The sequence below is a fragment of the Photobacterium alginatilyticum genome (assembly GCF_009910675.1).
GTDB lineage: Bacteria > Pseudomonadota > Gammaproteobacteria > Enterobacterales > Vibrionaceae > Photobacterium > Photobacterium alginatilyticum.
In genome coordinates, this window is record NZ_RSEJ01000022.1 from 18,933 (window position 1) to 39,570 (window position 20,638).

Here is a 20,638-nt window from a genome sequence, read left to right on the forward strand (position 1 = left end):
TACGGGTTTGTTCTGACCATAACGCCTCCTAACCGATGGCTACATGATCAAGTAACTCCATCACCACCTGAGGATGAGCTACCCCTTCTGCCAGCGCATCATAGCTAAGGGTTATACGGTGCCCCAATACAGCGGGCGCCATCGCCCTGACATCATCTGGCAGCACATGCTCGCGCCCCTGTAACCACGCATAGGCTCGGGCACACTTATCCAATGCAATAGAGGCCCTCGGGCTTGCACCAACAGCAATCCAACGTGCCAGCCCGGATGCCGGGTAGCGTTCCGGTCTGCGTGTTGCCATCACAAGCGCAACAATATAACGCTCCACCATATCGGACACTTCAAGCTGCGCCAGTTCACGGCGAGCCGCGAGGATCAACTCAGGATCCAGCGTAATTGTCGAAGATACCTGGTTATCATCAGAATGGTCACGGTTTGCCTCCGCTTCTTCCTGACGTAACAAACGGATAATTCCCAGCTCAGCTTCATCATCCGGATAATCAACATTAACCTTCATGATGAATCGATCCATCTGGGCCTCCGGCAGCGGATAAGTCCCTTCCTGCTCAACCGGGTTTTGAGTTGCCAGCACCATGAACAATTCAGGCAGGGCGTGTGATTGCTCGCCCACTGTCACGGTACTCTCTGCCATCGCTTCAAGCAGGGCTGCCTGAACCTTTGCCGGTGCACGGTTTACCTCATCAGCTAGCAAGATGCTGTTAAATATTGGGCCGTGCTGGAAGCGCAGTTCATGTCCGTTGGCAGTTTCCTGATACATCTCGGCCCCCGTTACATCAGAAGGCAATAAGTCAGGCGTAAACTGCACACGGCCAAAGCTGGCATTAAGTGTGGCAGCCAAGGCTTTAACGGATCGCGTTTTGGCGGTGCCCGGCAAGCCTTCAAGCAAGACATGTCCATTGGTCAGCAATCCAATCACTAAAGCCCGAGTAACATGCTGTTGCCCTATCACGCTTTGATTGACTTGCTCAATAAGTAACGATACTTGCTGCTGTAACTGGTTCATAAGCTGTGCTCCCAAATCACTCTGAGGCCAGTTTAATCCAGTTGGGTATTACCTTTGGTTATATGCTCTATAAAGCGACAGTGCTGCCGTTGCCATTTTAGAGTAATCCCAACGAATACTCAGAGGGTATTCAGATCGTTACCTTTCATATTTCTGAACCAGACACGAGCATAACGGGATCTGATATGGCAAATCATTTAAACAAAGTGGCACTCAGTGTGGGCCTTGCGGCTACCGCTGGAACGGCAGCTGCTGCCGACCAGCCAAACATTCTGGCGATTTTCGGTGATGACGTTGGTTACTGGAACATCAGTGCCTATAACCAGGGCATGATGGGTTACCAAACTCCGAATATTGACCGTATTGCCAACGAAGGGGCATTGTTTACCGATCACTACGGCCAACAATCATGTACCGCTGGCCGTGCTTCCTTCATCACCGGCCAGGAGCCTTTCCGTACAGGCCTTCTGACTATCGGTATGCCGGGCTCTGAACACGGTATTCCTGACTGGGCGCCAACCATTGCCGATCTGCTTAAAGATCAGGGATACATGACTGCACAGTTCGGTAAGAACCACCTTGGTGATCAGGACAAGCACCTGCCAACCAACCATGGTTTTGACGAATTCTTCGGTAACCTTTACCACCTCAATGCCGAGGAAGAGCCAGAAACGTATTACTACCCGAAAGATCCCGAGTTTCGTAAAAACTACGGCCCTCGCGGAGTTATCAAGTCCTATGCCGACGGCAAGATTGAAGATACCGGCCCGATGACCCGTAAACGTATGGAACATGCTGACGAAGAGTTCCTCGACTCCTCACTGGCCTTTATGGAAAAAGCCGTCAAAGCCGATAAGCCGTTCTTCATCTGGCACAATACCACCCGGATGCACGTCTGGACTCGCCTGCAGGAAAAATACCAAGGTAAATCCGGTGTCAGTATCTATGCCGACGGCATGCTTGAGCACGATGATCAGGTAGGTGTACTGCTTGATAAGCTGGATGAGCTCGGCATTGCTGACAACACCATTGTTATTTATTCAACCGACAATGGTGCCGAAACCGTGACCTGGCCTGATGGCGGTGCCACACCGTTCTATGGGGAAAAAGGAACCACCTGGGAAGGCGGTATGCGTGTACCTCAGCTTGTTCGCTGGCCAAGCGTGATCAAGCCAGGCACCAAAGTCAACGAAATGATGGCGCACCAAGACTGGTTGCCAACCCTGCTGGCAGCTGCCGGTGTCGATGATGTGAAAGAGAAGCTAGCCAAAGGGTATCAGGCCAATGGCAAGGAGTGGAAGGTTCACATCGACGGCCATAACTTCAAGCCTTACTTTGAAGGCAAGGAAGACAAAGGCCCGCGTGAATCCATGCTTTACTTTAGCTCTAACGCCGAGCTAAACGCCGTACGCTGGAACGATTGGAAACTGAACTTCGCAGTGATGGAAGGTAATATTGCCGACGCGGTACGCTTCTCGCCAAACTGGCCGCAGATCATCCACCTACGGGCAGACCCATTCGAAAAAGCACCGCATGAGTCAGGCATGTACCTGCGCTGGATGGCCGACAACATGTGGTTGTTTGTTCCAATTCAGGATGTACTGGGCGATTTCTTCAAAACACTGCCGGACTACCCAATGCAGACGGGTACTCAAATGAATCCGGCAAGTATCAGCGCTCAGTCCCTTGGCCTGAAAGCGAAAATACAACAACTTGATAGCTTGCAAAAACAAGTTGAAGGCATGAAATAATCACAAACGCCCATCAGCCTCTGATGGGCGTTTTTCTTTGCTTATGACTCGCTAAACTGGCGAACCAAACGCTGCAAACTCTCTAAACTACCTACAAGCGCATGGGTACGCTCAACAGAAGATGATGAGAGTTGTTTGGTAGACTGAATAGCGCCGTTCATCCGAACAACATGATCATTCATACCCTGGGTCACCTGCACCTGCTCTGTAATAGCCTGAGCGGTTTGGGTACTTTGTTCCCCAATCGAGATTAAGTCATTCACTATCGCCTCGAATGATTCTTTACTCTTTTGCGACTTGGATACACTCTGTTCAGAGGACTTGATCCCCTCCTCCATCAAGCTACCTGTCTTATTTACGGTGGCCTGAAGCACTTCTATTTTCGATCGGATATCATCAACCGAAGCACTGGTTTTCGCCGACAGCGCCCGAACCTCATCAGCCACTACAGCAAAGCCTCGACCATGTTCACCAGCCCTTGCCGCCTCAATCGCCGCGTTAAGTGCCAAAAGATTGGTTTGCTCCGCAATGCCCTGGATCATTTCCAGAATAGTCTCGATGCCATCAACATCAGCGTATAGTTGATCAAGCGCTGTTTTCGAGCTGCCCAGGTGCTGACTCAGCTCACGCACCGTCTCTACCGCCTCATCAATGGTCTGTGTCCCTTCTTTCGCTTTATTCTGCGCATCGTTAGCAAACTCAGAGCTTTGTTTGGCTTGATTTGACACTTCTGCGATAGAGGCAAGCATTTCCTCAGCGGAAACGGCCATTGCATCGGTTGCCACATCCTGCTCACCCAACTCATTATCAATCGCCTGGCTATTAAGAACTTCTTCATTCGCAGCCTGGAGCAGGTGGGTAGATGTTTCGTTTGCCCGCGCCGTCACCGCTCTTAGTTCGGCACGCTTCATCATCATGGCCAGCTCAATACGGGATACATCATCACAATGCCCGGTATAAGGCTGCTCCATTAGAGGGTTGTCGTAGTGGGTCTTGGCAACAGCATTCAGAGAAGTTATTCGTTTTTTAAGTAAGAATGAAAACGAGACCTGGGCAATAATTAGCGGAGTGAGTATTGCTAGCATGACGGGAGTTGAAAATGCCCCTAAAGCAAAAGCAATAAGAACGGCTAGCTGTGCAAACGTCAAACCGAAAGACAGGTTCATCCATTCTATACGCCTTACGGAAACCGCTCCTTTTCTTAGCTTCGAATAGAGTGAGTATGCCCGTGAAATCTGCTCGTCAGTCGGTTGCGTTCTGACTGATTGGTATTCATACACCTTCCCGTCTTTGTCCATAATGGGAGTGACTAAAGCTGATACCCAATAATGACCGGAGGTTTTACATTTGTTCTTGACCAATCCCATCCAGCTTTTACCAGACTGGATATATTCCCATAACTGACCGAATGCCGGCTTTGGCATGTCACCATGGCGAATAACATTGTGCGGTTTACCTAGTAGTTCTTCTTCCCTGTAGCCTGCTACCTGGCAGAAGTCCTCATTACAATATGTGATATGACTGTCAGATGTCGTTGTTGATATAAGGCTGTCGCTGTCTGAAAACTTTACTCTTTCGTCTGCCATATTCCCCTCTTTATTGTTTTCCTATTCGTAATCACAAATGCCGAGCTTTCTGATTATAAGAGCTATTGTCTGCATGGCGAGGCGTAACAATATCAGACAAAAATGACACGTTATTGATAAAAATCATTAAGTTGTTAGATCACATTGAGTTCAGAACAACTTAAGCAGGGTGCTTGTTAGCACTAATTTCTGCAAGACGAAGCAGCAGCTTTGCTGACAAGGGCAGAATAAAACCCCGCGCTCTCAGCCCTCGAAAAACGCATCAGCTGTACTATTTTTCAGACATTCTGCGGTAACCCTGCAAGCCGTCCTCTTTATTGAAAGGCCTAGTTAACCTTTTGACTGGCTGAACTCGTTGAACAGCTATTAATGGTTTCTAATTTCTCATTTCTGTTCCTGATTAATTGCAGCATATATAGGCCAACAATGACATCAACAGCCCCACAAAACTCGGGCCACCAATTGGGAGCGACAGGTGTTTCATTTAAAATAACATGCAAGACATCATAAGCCCCATGCCCCACAAAGCCGAACGCTAAAATATAAAGAGCAACTCTCCCTGAGTTCTTATAGGCCAACCACGCGATAAACATAAATATCAGTCCGATCAACACTTCTCGAAATAGCGAAAAAAAATCGAGGGCATACAGTGAAAAAATCCAGTAATAAATTGGGAATGACGCTAAAAAAAGAGGATAAAACCAGAGTATATCCATCAAACGCGACTGCTTAAATTTATATATTACAGATGCAGCGACAATTATCCCAATCAATAAAGCTACAATGTTTATTCCCATACCGCCACCTTTCCTCTTCTAGTTCTTATATGTTAGTCGCCTGTATCTAGAACAGCAGTCACACTTCAATATGTATTCAATAGTAACCCTATTATTTGTTGAGGCTCTCATTCAAAATATCAAACCAACAATATGCAGCACATTGCAATTAAGCAATACTGCAAGACACAGCCTATCCATAATTGATGAAAACTTAATAATAGGAAAGCTTAAATGACTAAGAAATTGAGACATATGCGATTCTTATTCGCCATTATCACTACATTAGTGTTTCTAGCTTCTTCTGCAAACGCCAGTGAACCGCATCATTACAACTTTCCAAACCCAGATGGCCCATACCGTATCGGCTTCCATCAGTTTGAAGTTTACAATGATGAAAACTGGATTCAGGTTTCATCTTGGTATCCTAGCACTGCGAAAACGACAGAAAAACGAGTTGGCTATTTGACACCTGCCTTAATAGATACGTACGTTAAAGACGGTAATTCAAAGTCGATGTTTTCGACCATTCCGCCTTCTTGGACTTTTTTCGATCTCCCCATCGCAAATGGCAAACACCCTGTTTTGATTTATAACCATGGCTTCCTCACCTTTCCTCGGTTCAGTATGACGCAGTTAGAATACCTAGCCAGTCATGGCTATATCGTGCTGGCAATAAGTCACCCAGGTAGAACCCGACTCATAGAACGTAAATCTGGAGTACTCGTACCTGCGAACTACACCCCAGTAAAATTCACAGAGGAAGAAGATGCGGCCCTCATGGTTGATATTGTCCGTATGGAGAACGCAGTCAAACTAGATGAATGGCTTAAAGCCCGAAAGTTAGTAGTAGCCAATGAACTTTTCCAACAGAGCATGCTGAACAATTTCAATCCTATGTATAAGAATAACTTGATGTTAATTGACGCATTACATTCAATTGAATCAGGTAATATTCCGACACTTCTTAAAGGACATATGGACTTAGATGCTGTGGGCGCTTTCGGACATTCATTTGGTGGTAATGTATCTATCGTCATGACTGAGCAAAGCCCTGTCATTAAAGCGGGCGTTAACCTCGATGGAAATCAATACCACTGGCTAAGTGAAAAGCCACTTCAAGCCTCGGCATGTTTCTTCTACGCCGATAAAACAGACAGATTGAAACCAGTTAGAGAAGGTGAACTATATCCTCGTATTAACGATGCATTATTTGCCGACGCATCTTCTGTTTGCTCGGTTGTGTTTCCCGGCTCAAATCACTTTGATTTCACCGATAACACTTACATCTCAGATTCAGAAAAGGCGCCTAAAAAGCAATCGCTCGGACACGCTATCAATACCAGCATAAAGGCATACTTCGATGCGGAGCTCAAAAAAACAAATAGCTGGCCTCCCGCAGAAAGTGAGTATTATATAGTTAAGTAATTAACACTTTAGCCCTGCATAACAGTTAAGAATTTAGTGGTTATGCAGGGACCCTAGAACAACGTACGTCCTTTGTAATTGAGTTTGCTTAGTTTTTTCATCGATATTAGAAATGAAGTATCATCATTTGTTTGAAAGTGGTTTTTAATCAGCTGACCTGAACCATAAAGCCCGATAGGGTTAAAAAGCAAAGAACTAGGCACATTAGACAAAACCGACACCACTATGTCTTTAATACCAGGACAAAGTTTAAAAGCGGTATCCTTATATATCGACATAAGTTCATATAGCAGATCAGCTTCTGTCAAGTTATCATGCTTATCAAATAATGATAAAAGCCTGTTATAAATGGGCTTCGCTTTCTCTTTATAGATAAATTTTGATAAATCAGGCAACGTTATTTGTGCTATTTTCTCCGGTTGATTAGACAAATCTAACGCCCCTTTGATTAATTCATGTGAATTGTTAGTTTCAAGCCTTTGACTTAAATAATTATCTTGTTCAAATAACGTAAAGTTATCACTGCTCAATATTTGTTTAATAAAATATAGTTCATGAGCAGTAAAAAGAGTTGGAACTGAATATTTTTTATTCAAGTAAGATGAGAAAAGGAAGGAAAAAATCATCTCCTTGAAGAAGAGACGATCATTTATTATATCAAAGTTCCCACCTTGAGCTTTGAACTCATCGTACAAAAATGCTTCTAAAGGCAATATTGGTCGATTGCTCTTATTGAGCTCTTCAGCTAAGTATTTAAAATAACTATCGTGACTAAAATGTGAATTAATATATAGGACATGCTTTCTAAGTCGTTTATGAATTACTGGACTGTGATGAAATAATGATTTTAACAAACTGTTCCTGATAATATTCTTATCATAATCCAACTCATCATTTTCAATACTAGTATAATGCTTAGCCGGAACATCAAACCTACTTGTTCCGATCATTTTATCATAGCCCGACCACGTCAATTCATTCACGTCATGATGTACAAGAATTTCTCCAAACAGCAAATAGCAAATAGCAAATAGCAAATAGCAAATAGCAAAAATTAAAGACTTGGGTTCTCTCCTTGATAGGTATCTCCAATAAATTATTTGGCGATATGTATATCATTGAACCTTTCCTTTTGAGTATTCTGCAATCACAGTTGTGCTATAGCCACTGATTATGAAAATTAATAGACAGCATTATTTTAGTCTAACACCCTACTTGATAACTTGTTAGCCATATGGTTTTGAATAGCAGATTGTCTCGATACTCTATTTCTATTTTTGACAAAGGTTACGCTTCGACAACTATCGTAGGATCTCAAAACCTTTAAGACGAGTTTTCATAATACATCCCGTGACACGGTCACAATTAAACTCAGAGACGAATGAAGTGTGTTATCAGCATCTTAATAACGGAAATCTTAACGGGAAAATAGCGCGTCACAGCAGATTACGGTGGCGCACTCGAATAACATTTGTACTTTGATGGGGGTGGAAGGCTTATTTAGGCTTTTTTAACAAACTGAGCTGTCACCATCATTTCGCCCGCACCATCAACTTTACAATCTAGTTGGTGGTCCTTGCCATCAACAATACGTCGAACAAGCGCTTTTGTGCCAATTTTGAGTACAAGCGAGCTGCCCTTTACTTTGAGATCCTTGGCTAGCGTGACCTTATCACCTTCAGAAAGCAGTGTTCCGTTAGCATCTTTAACCGTTACGGTATCTTCAGCATCGGCTTCTGAGGGATTCCATTCATGAGCACACTCCGGGCATACTAAGTGGTTTTGATCTGGATACACAAATTCAGATTCACAATTTGGACAAGACGGATACGACATAACTTAAGCACTTCTTCGATTAATTTTGTTGAACATGATACTTCGCATTTTTCATGTTTCCAATCCTGTTTAAGTCGGTTGCGCGGATAAAACTTTTTCAGGATTGTACTTCACATCAAGCTGATTAAATGACTCAAGTCGGTATAAGCCTACTTCATCTAGCATACGGGTTAACTCCCAAGCATCTGAATACTTGCATCGCGCTAATTGATAGGCTTTCTCTGCAGAGTTGTACCAGCCAATATATGCTTTAGAGAGTTGTTCATTATTTTGCTCATCTTGCTGAATCTTACTTATAAGCTTATCCAAGTGTGCACGGCACTCTTCAAATTGCTCTTTATAACGTAAAAATTTCTGTTCACATAGCTCTCTTAGCTCAAACCACTCTTTTTCTTTCTCCAATCGCTTAAGCATGGCCTGTTCAGCGCTAAAGTTCTTATACGGCGGCTCATTCGATACTTTTCTCTGCAAGATAGCAACAAACCCGTCCAGAGTACTAATACCCCACCCATACCCATAGCCCCATGCAGATGCATAGCCAGATAGATCAGAACCAATGAAGTTACTAAATTCCTGTACCATTTCATCATGAGCCCAAGTTGAGTTGGCCTGCGCACCTGAGACTGGCAAGATAGCTTTAACTTCAAGCTGATAACTATAACAGTAGTCAGCCAACTGCTGCATCGCACTGCCGATAGAATCGGCACTTACTTCCCAGGTGTAATTGAAACTACCACCGTTAGGGAGCTTGAAGAGCTCGTTTTGATTCACCTCCTGGTTAAAATAGGCTCTAAATTGATGAGTTTCTATTACACTGTCGTTATGAAAAGTATGCGCTTTCAGAATTTCCATGTTTGCCAATCTATGTTGTTATTTGCGGCTATAATAGCGTAACTAGCTAATATAATGAATTTCTAATCCTAATATACTTGCGTTAACAGGCAGTTTACGCGGTTGTCTAAACTGACAGAATTTTCTCATCACCTCACTAGTTCTACTTAGCTCATATCAATAAGCTTTCTTTCAAATTTGCTCTGGCAATTCGACTAATGCAACTTACTTAAACACTATGCGCCACAGGTGAAATTGAAACAGACGGCGTAGATGCCTGGTTCGAAGCCGATGAGGAGCAGCAAAATGTACAATTACACTAACTACCCTAACGTTGATGTCTCTTATAGTGTTAAATCAGACATTAACGTGACACCGTCACAGTTAAATTCTGGAGATAATGAAAGCTCATTACCCGAGTCATCTCAACCAGTTACAATCTTAGATGAACAGTCATCACCGCAACTTATCAGCCATAAAGAAGTGTTGGAGATGTTCCAAATCTCCAGCAAAGCCACTATCTACAAGTGGCGCCAAAACCGCGGCTTCCCAGATCCGGTAACGCTGATGCCTTTGCGTTGGTTACGTTCTGCAGTTGAAGAATGGAAAGAAGGTATTGGGGGCTGTGGGAAATAAAAAAATTACCACAAGGCTCAGGGAAATGACGGCCATACAATATGGTTTGCTGAAAGAGTGAGATAATCACTCTTTCAGCAGTGTTTCCTTAACCGCCTAGTGTGTGCAGTCAAAATAAACTGCTCTCTAAGATATGTCTCTATCAGCTTACGCGATGCATCCAGAGAATAAATTAAAGTATAAGGTTCGTCCTACACAAGGTGTACGATCATGTGTAAGCCTTACCCTAATGCTCCGTATAAAGAAGCACGCTAAATTATACTATGAGCATGGATGGGCCCTCAGAAACAAGTGAAAAATACATTATTAGTAAGCTGTTTTCAACTCTTTTTTCTCTAAAAGATTTAAAAGGTTAATTTCTTTCCAGTTTACGAACCAATAATTGTTCTCCATATAGTCAATTTGATTATTTAGAGTAACATCATCAAAAGATTGCTGTGTTTTTAACTTATAAAAAGATCTAAGCCATTTTTTCTTTTCTTTTCTTTCTATATATGGACATGATAAACAATCAAGAAACAAGTGAGCTAATTCTGAAGATTTTTCAATCTTATAAATATTAGAAAATAACTTATCCACCACTTTGAAAATGTCAGATTTAAGATGTGAAAACCCTTTATGTTTTTTAAAATAAAACAGACAACTAATAATTTCATGATATGTAAGATCAGCATTCTTAATATCGAAAACCTTTTCAATCACACTAGGTGGTAACAAATAATTATTACCCATATCTGCGGTAAGTAAAACAATATTAATCACTTCTAAATTTATCAAATGCTCCCTAAGTGAATCAACACAAGTGTTATTATTCTCTACAACATCTATGATGTTTCTAAAAATCTTATCCTTAACACTATCAAGAAAAACATCATTATATTCTTCAAAAAACCTATAAGAAAGTATACTCCCTTGACACAATTTATAGGACGCACTTATAGACGGTGAAACTGTATAAAAATAGAACATTACATCTATAAACACACCAAATACATTCTTACAATTAACTTGCGATTCCTTATCACTAATCGCTTCAGGTGTTAACCTTATTATTTTTTGTATTCTACTATCTAAGGAAGAAATAATATACGATGATACTTCATCATAACCCGAGTTATTCTTAGAACATATAGACTTAATCTTTGACACGAAATTCAAATAAAGCTTATCAGGCCTATTAATCTTGCTAAACACTAGCTTCTTGCTATCTGATTTATATAGTTTTTGATATAAAGTGCTTGTTAGTTTGTTTATCTCGTCATTAACTTCATTAATTACTATTGATTTCTTTGTTAGAAATGGATGATGAAACTTTTCTCTTTTACTTTCATTTACGTGTAAATTATATTTTCTCAATTCATCACTATATGTATCAAAAACCACACTAGCTACCGAATCATTATTAGCAAAGATAAATGAATCATCAACATATCGCCTTATTTTGTAATCAATCGAACTTTTATAACCATATTTTTTATAGATTTTACTTTCAACATTAAGATCAATTCTCTGAAAAATTATCTCTGCAAAGATTCGACTTATTTCAGGCCCAATGACAATACCATTTGTTTGATTGTCGTTAGCTTGTTGCATCAACATATCAAACTGCTGTCCAAATGTTGATTTAATACTCACATTTTCTTTTACATGAATTTTCTCTTTAGTTGCCCAAGCAATAGAGTGAGTATAAATACTATCAAAACATTTTGATATATCTAACATCCAAAGCGTACTATATCTCTTTTCCAAACGTAAAAATTCAGAGGAATTATAAAATTTATAAATCCTATCATATCCCCGATAAGAGTAGTAAGATATATTATGCTTGTCTGAAAAGTCAGTTTTTAAAGACTCAACTGTATTTTTCTTAAACTTATTAAAGTCAAAGTTACTATTTTCTTTATAATATGTACTTGATACTTTTTTAGGAGCTCTAATTGTTTGATGACTTTGATTCGTAAAATAACATATCACATCTGAAAAGTTCTTATAAAATAATGCCATTCGGTGCTGAGAACTTGGATGAACAAGTGACAACTTCCGAAGAGATTCATTATTCCTTCTAATCATATAATTAAAAGGCAACGTGGGTTTCTTATTATTTAATATTAGATATGAGTATAGTTCATTAATACATGATTGTTCAAACTTCAGGCTATTTAAGTACAAACCATCATTCGAAAAAATTAACGGAGTTTCAAACGGGACAGTATCAGTAACTAAAGCTCTAAGGTAATTATCCGCGTGTATTTTTGATGTTCTTTTACGCATTAATCCACGCCCTTTGAATTTCAGATTGTCTTGTCGGAGAAAATTTAACAAATGTATGTCTACTAAAACCACGTCTAAATGAGTATCTTAGTAAAATCCTTTTATCCCTTTCTTTTAAACTTATGGAGGAGAAAACCCTACCTTTCTTAGATAGTATGGCAAATCTTAGAAATCGGTCTAGTTCATTCAAAGCTACTGAAGTTTCATAATCAACTCTCTTATAATTATAATAAATACCTGACATAATGCTTATATCTTTTGATGTATCTAAAATACTGAAGTTAGATGTTAATAGTTTAATTCTATCATCAAGAAGTTTGAAGTCTCCACTTTTTACATATGAGCTAAAACTTCTAATGATCTTTGTTTTGATTTTTTTTACTTTATTTGGGGCGATATCAAGATATACATCTCGAAATAAACTGTTTGGCTGTTCACCATTTTTGAAAGGAGCATAAATTTTATAGTTGTAGCCAAGATAGTTTAACTCTTCTGACCTTCTATCAGAATTAGCTTTTGCTGGTTTAATTGTATTTAATGTTAGCTTCTTTTTCTTTTTCTTACTAAAAAAAAGATTTTCAGGTAATTTATTAGCAATATCCGACAAAAAATTAGATGGATCTCTCTGATTAGTGATAATTATTATATCATCTACATATCGAAAATAATGGTAAACATAGTCCTTTGAATTCACGTATGCATCAAATTCCATCATCATTATTTCAGATAAAGTTGCACTAAGTGATATACCTCTGGGTAAGCCCTTGCCTCCACATTGATGAAATGCGCTAAGCATTAACTTAACCACTCTTTTAGTATCATGATTTATTCTTAAATTATCATCAATTAACCCAATAACTTCGTCATGTGAAATTGATTCATAAAACTGGTTAATATCCAGTTTGAATAATTTGTAATTTATACCTTCACTAAGTATTACTTTCAAACATTTAACAATTGAGTCCCTGTTATTTTGTTTGACTCTATATGCCTTCTTAAGATTTTTATTCGCTTTTCTTAATACAAGATTGTCATGTAGATTTTTAAAGGCATATACAGGTTTCTTCTTTATTTTCTTGATTTCAATATTGTCTTCATGAAAAAAACCATATTTTACCAAGTCTAATGCCTTATCAATCTGCTCTAATTTGTAAGCATCATTATATAAGAGAGCATTGTTTTTGAAGTCCTTTTTTAAAAGACAACGTAATAAACTCACACGATTAAAAGACTGATCGTACATAAACATTCCTTAAACAGATACGTTGTATGTAACCATATGGAATTGATGGAGTAAACAGTTTATCCGTCATCCTTGTCTAGAAATGCTGTCAACTTATCAGCATATAACTCATAAGCCTTGAGTTGGTCGTCTAACCAATCATGCTTGTTGTACACGGCCAGTACGCCACCTAGCTCATGCCCCAGCATCTTCTCTACTACATGCGGCATCACACCCAACTCAGAGGCGCCTGTAGACAGCGAGCGCCTAAAATCGTGTGTTCACCAGTGCTCTAGCGGCAGGCTCTCGCGTATGCGGCGTATATAACGGTTTGCTGCTGCAATGCTGATTGGGGTGTTAAGGTCTTGCCCTGGGAATAACACGTCGTCGTAACGTGTTTTAGGGTGGTGAGTTGGTGAAGGGGTTTGTTGGCGGTACTGGCTCGGCTGCGTTCTATTGCTAGCCAGATTTGCGCTAATTCAGACCAGGGAGGAATGTGGCATCTATTCTCGACTGGAGATGGTTTCGAGGTTTCTGTCGGGGGCAGGTGCCAAGGAAGTAGTTGTTGGTGAAGCAACGGTAAGGCGCTTGTGTCCCCTTCTTTAAGGTGGAGACAAAGTGTTTCAGCCAGTAGTTCACACAGTCGTCTAAAGTGACGAAATCTTGCTCACAACTACCACCAACCCCATTGGCAATTTCGGGATTTCGGCCTCATTCCTTCAATTCCATCATGATTCTATGTTTGAGCCTTGCCTCTTTGCGGCTAATTGCGGGATACTTAACAACATGAATTTTGAGACTCTTTGCACTAAAACGACAACAGTAACGATTGAATTAGCCGATTGTTGTTCTGCACAGAGCAAGCATTGAAAAGCCATTGTTAGAACAAGCACTTAATACGAATGCAATGGTTTCTGGAAAACACTATGAACAATACAAATGAGCCAACTTTGTTTTGGCTAGATTATGAAAGCAAGAAAATAAACCATTGATTTAAAACAATTAAGTCTTGTCATCTCAAGTGGGAGGACACAAGGTGGACACACAATAACCACATAATGTAGATAGCTTGTAACTCTAAAGCAGTGCCACCATTCAATAGCAATTGAATCAGTCTAAACAGACGAACATACTTCACTCATTTTTTCATATGACTTAACAAAATCCAAAGTTATCTGTTCGATATTATCTACAAGCTCAGAATATGAGTTTTCATCAAAGTATAGCAAACCAATTTCACTCTCTTTCAAGCCTTGGTTTGAAGGAGATGAAGTAACTAAATTAGTGCCTTTAACGAGCTTATTAAACAATTCACGTAAAACTGCCAACTCCGCCATTTTCTTATTTTTAAAAGACTTGCCAATATAAGAATATTGATTAAGTCTGAGGTAGTATCGGCCAGACTTTTTATCAATTCGCCAAAATATGTACTCACTTTTGTCCCCATACTTTGCTTCTTTTTTAGCAACACATAAATGAGTCCATGGAGTACCACCATTATTAGCCTTAGACTTAAAACTCGTATATTCAACTAAATTATAAATACTTTCATGCAAATCACTTAGAAATTTCCTCTGCGAGTATATATCAGAATAGGCGCTCGAATCATTGACTTTCATTCTTTCGAACAAGTAATCACATCTATCAATATGACAGCACTTAATATATTGATAATACTGGGATATTATTTGATTATAATTTTTGAACGAGTGCAGAGCAGATTCTATATCTCGAGCACTCACAATATCATATCCAAACTTCATAGCTTCTTTGCGCTCAGAATGATATATGAAGCCCAACTTCATATAGATGTATTTATGGCAATCAGGAAATGCTTCCTTATATCTTTTTAGTTGCTTTGAATGAATTGTACTATGAACTTTATTTTCAAATAATATTTTTTTATACTCTTCTCCATCTTTCAAGGTTACAATAAGATCTGTTTTTTTATTTTGCTTCTCAGCCCTCTCAACACAAACCTCATCAGTTACGCCATTTATTTTTAATCTTGAAAGAAACTCTTTCTGATACTTTCTGAGTTCATTATCAGTTTTAAACTCTTCAAATAACCAAGCAAAAAAGGCATCTGTCACCAACTCTTTTGTTGCTATCGCAAAAATATTATTCATTATCTTTAAGTCCATTAAGAAAATAACTATCTATTATGCAAGAAGTTGTAACATTAAATTGCGACTTTTCGCACAAACATAAATCAATAAACGGACTTGTTCTTGTGAAATTTCATCCTCTAGTGGTGACGACTAAGGAACCCGAAAATTTTCTACGTAATGTGACATCCTATTTAGACTCTCTACCATCAGAAGAACCTAAAAAATGAAGACTGAACCTTCCTTTGCTACCTGTTGAAACGTTACCTTGAGGTGAACTTTTCCCCTTCTGAATTTAAAAACCAACTCTACTCATGATCAACAGACCCACCATTCCTAACTATTACAGCCACTACAGTTCTCATATAAAGACCTTCGGAATTAGAGCATCTTCAGTAATTGATAACACCGCATCAAAATATGGTCAATGTTGCCACCAAAGCTAAACCATTGTACCTTAAACACGAAACCCAACCTTGAACTGTGAATACCAAGCGTTGGGAATCACTCATAAATGTTTTGTTAGATGATTACCAGTAGAGGGAGTACATATCCGATGTATAATCATTATTTCCCCCTTTATCCTGGTTACAATCAGTGCACAACATTTGAAGGTTGGTTGGATCATTCACACCACCTTGGTTCAAAGGCACGATATGATCAATAGCTTGCTCGTTCCCATTAGCTAACATTCCTGTAAGGTTTTTTTGGCAACCTGGTGCAGCACAATGTCCTTGCTCCCTCCTATTTAGAGCCTCACGAAGCCATTTTGGCCAATAATTGTTGCGCTTCATAACCCCATCTTTCTTCAAATATTCAGGATATTCCTTTTCTGATAACTTCGATATATGATCAGCAACTATCCGGTTAAACTGCCTCATTGTACTTCTATCGCTAAATAGTATGTTGAATATACTGGGTACTAATCGAGGACAAACTTCTTCTTTATATTTTGAGATTAAATAATCGCAGTGGCTTGTTCCACGTAACTCATCAACAACTTGTACATATTTTACACCATAGATGTCAAAGTCCCTGTAGATCCTCTCATAAAAGTCATAACCATTCTTCTTCAGTGCGTAATTCAAACCATCTAAGATACTATCCTCAATACACTCATGAAGTAATGTCCACTTCTGTGGCTTAAGAGCCAGTAAGAAGCGTTTTTCATCAAGGTAAAATGTTTCTGAAAAAGGGTTGTAATATTCCTCTTCATAAATTTCGTTTTTAATTTTAGCAACATAATCATGTACAATCCGACTATTCAGTTCTGAAAATGTAACCATGAATACCTCTATCATCTAACGCCCTGTTAAGGTGTGAGCAACGCTATGCTTAAGCTCCCGCACACCATTTAAACACCAATCACAACGCATAGCAAAAATGCCACGCGTTGCGAATCACTCTTAAACAGTTTGTTAGTTTTAAATTAGCGATATGCGTTAAGCCAACTTAGAATGTCTTGATAATCTTTGAGAGATATATCCCAGCAACTGCTCGCTTGGCTTTGAGCAAAGTCAATCGCACCTTGGGTGAAAGCAGAAGTAGTAACCAGTATTACTTTATTGGGTCCCCCAATTGTATTTTTTACACCATGAAGAGCTCGAACAACCTCTACACCGACTTTATTGTCTGGTGCATACCTTTTACATTCAATAAAGTACTTTGTGTCAATACCCAACGCATGTCTCTGTATCGCAATGATGTCCTTTCCACCGTCTCTCGTGCTTTTTGTGAGAGTTACTTCAAAGCCACTATTTTTAAAGATTTCGGCAATAACTTGTTCAAATTCTCGTGGCTCGATTTGATGAAGGTGCTGAGGATTGTCTCTCAAGAATCTGGTAAGGTTCGGGATATTAGAACGAATTAAATTTATATCAGTGATGATTCTATCATCACCTGGCAACCAGATTTTTGGCTGCGGTAAAGTGTAAATCGGTGAGTCGTCTAGATATGTAAAATATGGTTTACTGTTACAGCTAGCGCCGCTAGAATTGTTGATTACAGAATTAAGGACATCAACAGGGTACTCCGTAACATCAAAATTCAATGAAATATCGTTACCGCACCTAGTACAATCAAACTGATACAACAATTGATACTCATTTTTCTGCCCCATGCCATTTTCACTATAACTGCTGTCGTAGCAATCGACTTCAAAATCTTTAACAGGAATCTTGTAAACTGAATCACATTCATCACAAGAAGCATCAATTATCCCATCAAAAATCCACATATTTTGATTAACCTCATTTTAAAACTAACTTCATATTCCACGAACTCAGTTCATATATCTTCCAGATATCCGCGATATACGAAGAAGATTAACGCACAAAATTCGCATAACTCACCAGCCACCGCCTAGCTCGACACACATCCATCTACCGAATGGTTAACCATATAACCATATGAAACTTAAGGTGTAAACAACTTATCCGTCATCACTGCCTAACAATCCTGTCAACTTTGCCGCATAGTCCTGGATTGATCGCCAACCCTGCTAACCCGTTAGAAAATTTGAATTGTTTTATAAGAAGTAATATGATGAAGATTCATTGGCAAAATCCAATGGCGGGATTGGTCCCCCGTTTTAATGTACAGGCGCATAGACGCCAGCTTCCTGCTGGTTTTTTTATGCGTGCGAATCAGCACACCCCTATTATGGTGGGCTGATCGGGGCAGCTTCGGCTGGCCGTTCCCTGTGCAACGGTAGGACCAACCCCGGTCAGTTCACCACCCAAAGATTGGTCCCTTTGCGTGGTGATAACATCTCATTGCACAGGAGACGATTATGTCTAATCAAATCACCGTTCCTTTCCACGGTTCAAATCTCGTCATAGTTGAGCACGAAAGTCAGCCATTTACTCCTATGAAGCCTATTGTCGAAGGCATGGGCGTCTCTTGGCAGGGACAACATCAAAAGCTAAAAAATAACCCTCAGAGATGGGGTATAAAGGAAATCTTGATACCCTCAATAGACAAACACAATGCAATGATTTGCCTCCCCCTCCGTAAGCTATTTGGCTGGCTTCAAACCCTCTCCCCCAACAAAGTTAAACCTGAAATCCGCAACCTCGTAATCCAATACCAAAACGAATGTGACGACGTTCTCTGGCAATACTGGAACCAACAACATTCGAAGCCCACACCCCAAGTTATGCCGCCCAAAAGTATGCGCTTATTAATGGTCATGGAACAAGGCCAGGTAGTTAGCACGCAAGTTGTTCCTAACGACTGCATGGTATTCGGTCGCTCAGAAATTCCAGAACTCATCAAAGAGCCAGGCTTTTTCTCAATCCAAGATCTAAAGCGCATTGCTGACTTAGCCATGGCCAAAATAACCGAAGCAGCACAAAGCAATATTCAGGCTATCGGGCATCGTTGAATTCTTAGTGGTAGGTGAGAATCATAGAAGCGTTACGCATAACGCATTCAAGAAGGTGCCGCCAAGCAACGGCGGTACCAAATAAATGGTGGTGGTGACTTAGGTGGCCGGAAAATTTTTTTGCGCGAGGGTTGCCCTCGTTTGCAGGATTTAGGCTCTCAGAAGAACCTTACGTTGTTTTATCTAATCTGGATTAGGTTAGATACAACCTGGCACTTTGCTCTACTATAGCTCGACCAGGTCAGACAGATTACTCTAACTCGTTCTTACCCGTAAGTTTGTTAGAGCTTTTTTACTCATTCATAAGCTATTTATCTTGTTTAGCACTACCTATATTTAGGAGTTGGTTCTTAAAAATGAAACAAAGCAATGCCTATCTTGCTCTACAATGTTGTACATATTTATGCATACGATCATCCTATGACATCGTAGAGGTTTACATGGTATTCCTGAACACTCGCTATTATGTTTTAACTATCATTGCCTTATTGACCGTGCTTCATTCCGTTAAAGCTAATGAACTGTATATGTTAAACAATACAGGAGCATGGGGGCTCAGTCCTGAACCAGATCCATTTATAAACCAGTATCCCGTTATTACATACCTGCCTTATGGAACAGTAATATTCTCTAAAGGGGAAGCTCCTGAAAAATTGAAAAGATACGGATATATAAGCATTGAGACTCAATACGGATACAAAGTATTAATTAAAGAACGCGATAAAGGTGGGAACTTAATATATACGAAGTTTGATAATATCATTTTAAAACCGCCATCGAATTATATCATAATGAATTTACCGATATTTTGCCCTTGGCAAGAAAACTTTTTAGCAATTGGTAGTGTTGAATGTGAAGATGACGGGGTGAATAAAAGACCTATTGGTAAAGGTTGGGTATATCAATTCAGAGAAAGTGATAAGGGAGACAAATGGCGCGAATTATATTTAAATCTCGACTTAAAAACTTCTGACGAACTTAAATCGCTTGGGTTAACCATAAAACAAGTTAAGTTTGATATTAAATTCAAAAAATTGGAATCATTGGAAGATAGTGGTCATATAACAATATTAAATAAAGAAATTCCTAGATTCACAATTTTTTATAAAACCAAACCATTAATTTTACCTTGTGGAGCAAAAGAAATATCCGTCAAAGAGATAAAGGAAAGTTATAAACTTGGTATAGATGGAGAGGCATCAATAAAAACACCAGATGGAATTGGAAAGTTTTTCGAGATAATCAAGCTCTCGTTGGGTTTAAGTGGATCATACGAGACAAACAAAAATAGCACCAAGTCTTTAGAAATCACAGTTGATACGACAAATAGCTCTTACTTATTTAGAGTTGCCACGATAAAAGACACTAAAACTAATATCGAAAGAGATATAAGAATCACCAAACACTTTAACTGTGAGGAAAATAACTACGGGGAAAAGATAACAAAAGTTAAATTTTTAATTGATGATGGTCATGATTACATTCCGTATGAATTTCATGAACCTAGCAAAATCTTTAAATCTTATAATCAAGTGGTTGCACAAAAATACATGCCTAGGCCATACTTTATTAGCTACAATTCACCGGAACAATATACAAATGCATTAAGTCAATTGATAGATGATACAAAAACATTGGATATTTATCTTGCGCATTTTATTTTATCCAACTTGAATTATACTTGTAAAAGTAATTTTAGGTGCTACTGTGAAAAAATATCAAACAATGAAAGTACGAAACATTGCAAAAAAAATAATTAGTATAGCTAAGGAAAATATACGTTC

The 20,638-nt window shown here is 39.4% G+C and carries 17 protein-coding genes; 5 read left to right on the forward strand and 12 right to left on the reverse strand.

Going from position 1 to position 20,638, the window contains the following annotated elements; translation table 11 throughout:
- Positions 1–28 precede the first annotated feature (28 nt).
- A complete protein-coding gene (locus EIZ48_RS19100) occupies positions 29–1,024 on the reverse strand; it encodes an AAA family ATPase (RefSeq protein ID WP_160654811.1) in 996 nt (331 codons plus the stop codon).
- Positions 1,025–1,209: 185 nt separating this feature from the next.
- On the opposite strand from EIZ48_RS19100, the gene EIZ48_RS19105 reads away from it, so the two are divergent.
- A complete protein-coding gene (locus tag EIZ48_RS19105) occupies positions 1,210–2,775 on the forward strand; it encodes an arylsulfatase (RefSeq protein ID WP_160654815.1) in 1,566 nt (521 codons plus the stop codon).
- A 41-nt stretch (positions 2,776–2,816) separates the two neighbouring features.
- Here the strand turns inward: EIZ48_RS19105 and EIZ48_RS19110 are convergent, their stop codons facing one another.
- Together EIZ48_RS19110 and EIZ48_RS19115 are read right to left on the reverse strand one after the other, a co-directional pair.
- Positions 2,817–4,361 carry a methyl-accepting chemotaxis protein gene (locus EIZ48_RS19110; protein ID WP_160654818.1) on the reverse strand — a complete coding sequence of 515 codons (1,545 nt, stop codon included), beginning with the start codon at positions 4,359–4,361 and terminating at the stop codon, positions 2,817–2,819.
- Between the two features lie 326 nt (positions 4,362–4,687).
- Positions 4,688–5,158: a hypothetical protein gene (locus EIZ48_RS19115; protein ID WP_192928644.1), complete on the reverse strand. Its 471-nt coding sequence runs from the start codon at positions 5,156–5,158 to the stop codon at positions 4,688–4,690.
- A gap of 213 nt (positions 5,159–5,371) precedes the next feature.
- Here EIZ48_RS19115 and EIZ48_RS19120 point away from each other — a divergent pair, with 213 nt between their 5' ends.
- A complete protein-coding gene (locus EIZ48_RS19120; protein ID WP_160654821.1) occupies positions 5,372–6,565 on the forward strand; it encodes an alpha/beta hydrolase in 1,194 nt (397 codons plus the stop codon).
- 53 nt (positions 6,566–6,618) lie between these two features.
- Here EIZ48_RS19120 and EIZ48_RS19125 read toward each other — a convergent pair whose 3' ends face one another.
- From EIZ48_RS19125 to EIZ48_RS19135, 3 genes are all read right to left on the reverse strand, one after another.
- A complete protein-coding gene (locus EIZ48_RS19125; protein WP_160654824.1) occupies positions 6,619–7,515 on the reverse strand; it encodes a hypothetical protein in 897 nt (298 codons plus the stop codon).
- Positions 7,516–8,065: 550 nt separating this feature from the next.
- A complete protein-coding gene (locus EIZ48_RS19130; RefSeq protein ID WP_160654827.1) occupies positions 8,066–8,401 on the reverse strand; it encodes a zinc ribbon domain-containing protein YjdM in 336 nt (111 codons plus the stop codon).
- Positions 8,402–8,470: 69 nt separating this feature from the next.
- Positions 8,471–9,253 carry a hypothetical protein gene (locus EIZ48_RS19135; RefSeq protein ID WP_160654830.1) on the reverse strand — a complete coding sequence of 261 codons (783 nt, stop codon included), beginning with the start codon at positions 9,251–9,253 and terminating at the stop codon, positions 8,471–8,473.
- Between the two features lie 285 nt (positions 9,254–9,538).
- On the opposite strand from EIZ48_RS19135, the gene EIZ48_RS19140 reads away from it, so the two are divergent.
- Positions 9,539–9,868, forward strand: coding sequence for a helix-turn-helix transcriptional regulator (locus EIZ48_RS19140; RefSeq protein WP_160654833.1), 330 nt, complete (start codon positions 9,539–9,541; stop codon positions 9,866–9,868).
- A gap of 306 nt (positions 9,869–10,174) precedes the next feature.
- On the opposite strand, the gene drt3b is transcribed toward EIZ48_RS19140, so the two are convergent.
- The 6 genes from drt3b to EIZ48_RS19170 form a co-directional block, all read right to left on the reverse strand.
- The gene (drt3b, locus tag EIZ48_RS19145; protein ID WP_160654836.1) at positions 10,175–12,139 is read right to left on the reverse strand and encodes an antiviral reverse transcriptase Drt3b; all 1,965 of its coding nucleotides are present in this window, start codon (positions 12,137–12,139) and stop codon (positions 10,175–10,177) included.
- Positions 12,132–13,382, reverse strand: coding sequence for an antiviral reverse transcriptase Drt3a (drt3a, locus tag EIZ48_RS19150; protein ID WP_160654839.1), 1,251 nt, complete (start codon positions 13,380–13,382; stop codon positions 12,132–12,134). The genes drt3b and drt3a overlap by 8 nt, the downstream gene beginning before the upstream one ends.
- Positions 13,383–13,441: 59 nt before the next feature.
- Positions 13,442–13,591 (reverse strand): hypothetical protein, encoded by a 150-nt coding sequence (locus EIZ48_RS30105; RefSeq protein ID WP_240153027.1) that lies wholly within the window; start codon positions 13,589–13,591, stop codon positions 13,442–13,444.
- A gap of 885 nt (positions 13,592–14,476) precedes the next feature.
- The gene (locus EIZ48_RS19160) at positions 14,477–15,490 is read right to left on the reverse strand and encodes a PD-(D/E)XK nuclease family protein (RefSeq protein ID WP_160654842.1); all 1,014 of its coding nucleotides are present in this window, start codon (positions 15,488–15,490) and stop codon (positions 14,477–14,479) included.
- A 509-nt stretch (positions 15,491–15,999) separates the two neighbouring features.
- Positions 16,000–16,755 (reverse strand): HNH endonuclease, encoded by a 756-nt coding sequence (locus EIZ48_RS19165; RefSeq protein ID WP_160654845.1) that lies wholly within the window; start codon positions 16,753–16,755, stop codon positions 16,000–16,002.
- Between the two features lie 143 nt (positions 16,756–16,898).
- Positions 16,899–17,705 (reverse strand): restriction endonuclease, encoded by an 807-nt coding sequence (locus EIZ48_RS19170; protein ID WP_160654847.1) that lies wholly within the window; start codon positions 17,703–17,705, stop codon positions 16,899–16,901.
- Positions 17,706–18,260: 555 nt separating this feature from the next.
- Here EIZ48_RS19170 and EIZ48_RS19175 point away from each other — a divergent pair.
- Positions 18,261–18,854: a phage antirepressor N-terminal domain-containing protein gene (locus tag EIZ48_RS19175; RefSeq protein ID WP_160654850.1), complete on the forward strand. Its 594-nt coding sequence runs from the start codon at positions 18,261–18,263 to the stop codon at positions 18,852–18,854.
- 527 nt (positions 18,855–19,381) lie between these two features.
- Complete coding sequence (locus tag EIZ48_RS19180; protein ID WP_160654853.1) at positions 19,382–20,614, forward strand: hypothetical protein; 1,233 nt, start codon at positions 19,382–19,384, stop codon at positions 20,612–20,614.
- Positions 20,615–20,638 lie beyond the last annotated feature (24 nt).

Excerpts from the sequence above, each read along its gene's own strand:
- EIZ48_RS19100 (WP_160654811.1), bottom strand. The coding sequence starts at position 1,024 with ATGAACCAGTTACAGCAGCAAGTATCGTTACTTATTGAGCAAGTCAAT.
- EIZ48_RS19105 (WP_160654815.1), top strand. The coding sequence starts at position 1,210 with ATGGCAAATCATTTAAACAAAGTGGCACTCAGTGTGGGCCTTGCGGCT.
- EIZ48_RS19110 (WP_160654818.1), bottom strand. The coding sequence starts at position 4,361 with ATGGCAGACGAAAGAGTAAAGTTTTCAGACAGCGACAGCCTTATATCA.
- EIZ48_RS19115 (WP_192928644.1), bottom strand. The coding sequence starts at position 5,158 with ATGGGAATAAACATTGTAGCTTTATTGATTGGGATAATTGTCGCTGCA.
- EIZ48_RS19120 (WP_160654821.1), top strand. The coding sequence starts at position 5,372 with ATGACTAAGAAATTGAGACATATGCGATTCTTATTCGCCATTATCACT.
- EIZ48_RS19125 (WP_160654824.1), bottom strand. The coding sequence starts at position 7,515 with ATGATCGGAACAAGTAGGTTTGATGTTCCGGCTAAGCATTATACTAGT.
- EIZ48_RS19130 (WP_160654827.1), bottom strand. The coding sequence starts at position 8,401 with ATGTCGTATCCGTCTTGTCCAAATTGTGAATCTGAATTTGTGTATCCA.
- EIZ48_RS19135 (WP_160654830.1), bottom strand. The coding sequence starts at position 9,253 with ATGGAAATTCTGAAAGCGCATACTTTTCATAACGACAGTGTAATAGAA.
- EIZ48_RS19140 (WP_160654833.1), top strand. The coding sequence starts at position 9,539 with ATGTACAATTACACTAACTACCCTAACGTTGATGTCTCTTATAGTGTT.
- drt3b (WP_160654836.1), bottom strand. The coding sequence starts at position 12,139 with ATGCGTAAAAGAACATCAAAAATACACGCGGATAATTACCTTAGAGCT.
- drt3a (WP_160654839.1), bottom strand. The coding sequence starts at position 13,382 with ATGTACGATCAGTCTTTTAATCGTGTGAGTTTATTACGTTGTCTTTTA.
- EIZ48_RS30105 (WP_240153027.1), bottom strand. The coding sequence starts at position 13,591 with ATGCCGCATGTAGTAGAGAAGATGCTGGGGCATGAGCTAGGTGGCGTA.
- EIZ48_RS19160 (WP_160654842.1), bottom strand. The coding sequence starts at position 15,490 with ATGAATAATATTTTTGCGATAGCAACAAAAGAGTTGGTGACAGATGCC.
- EIZ48_RS19165 (WP_160654845.1), bottom strand. The coding sequence starts at position 16,755 with ATGGTTACATTTTCAGAACTGAATAGTCGGATTGTACATGATTATGTT.
- EIZ48_RS19170 (WP_160654847.1), bottom strand. The coding sequence starts at position 17,705 with ATGTGGATTTTTGATGGGATAATTGATGCTTCTTGTGATGAATGTGAT.
- EIZ48_RS19175 (WP_160654850.1), top strand. The coding sequence starts at position 18,261 with ATGTCTAATCAAATCACCGTTCCTTTCCACGGTTCAAATCTCGTCATA.
- EIZ48_RS19180 (WP_160654853.1), top strand. The coding sequence starts at position 19,382 with ATGTTAAACAATACAGGAGCATGGGGGCTCAGTCCTGAACCAGATCCA.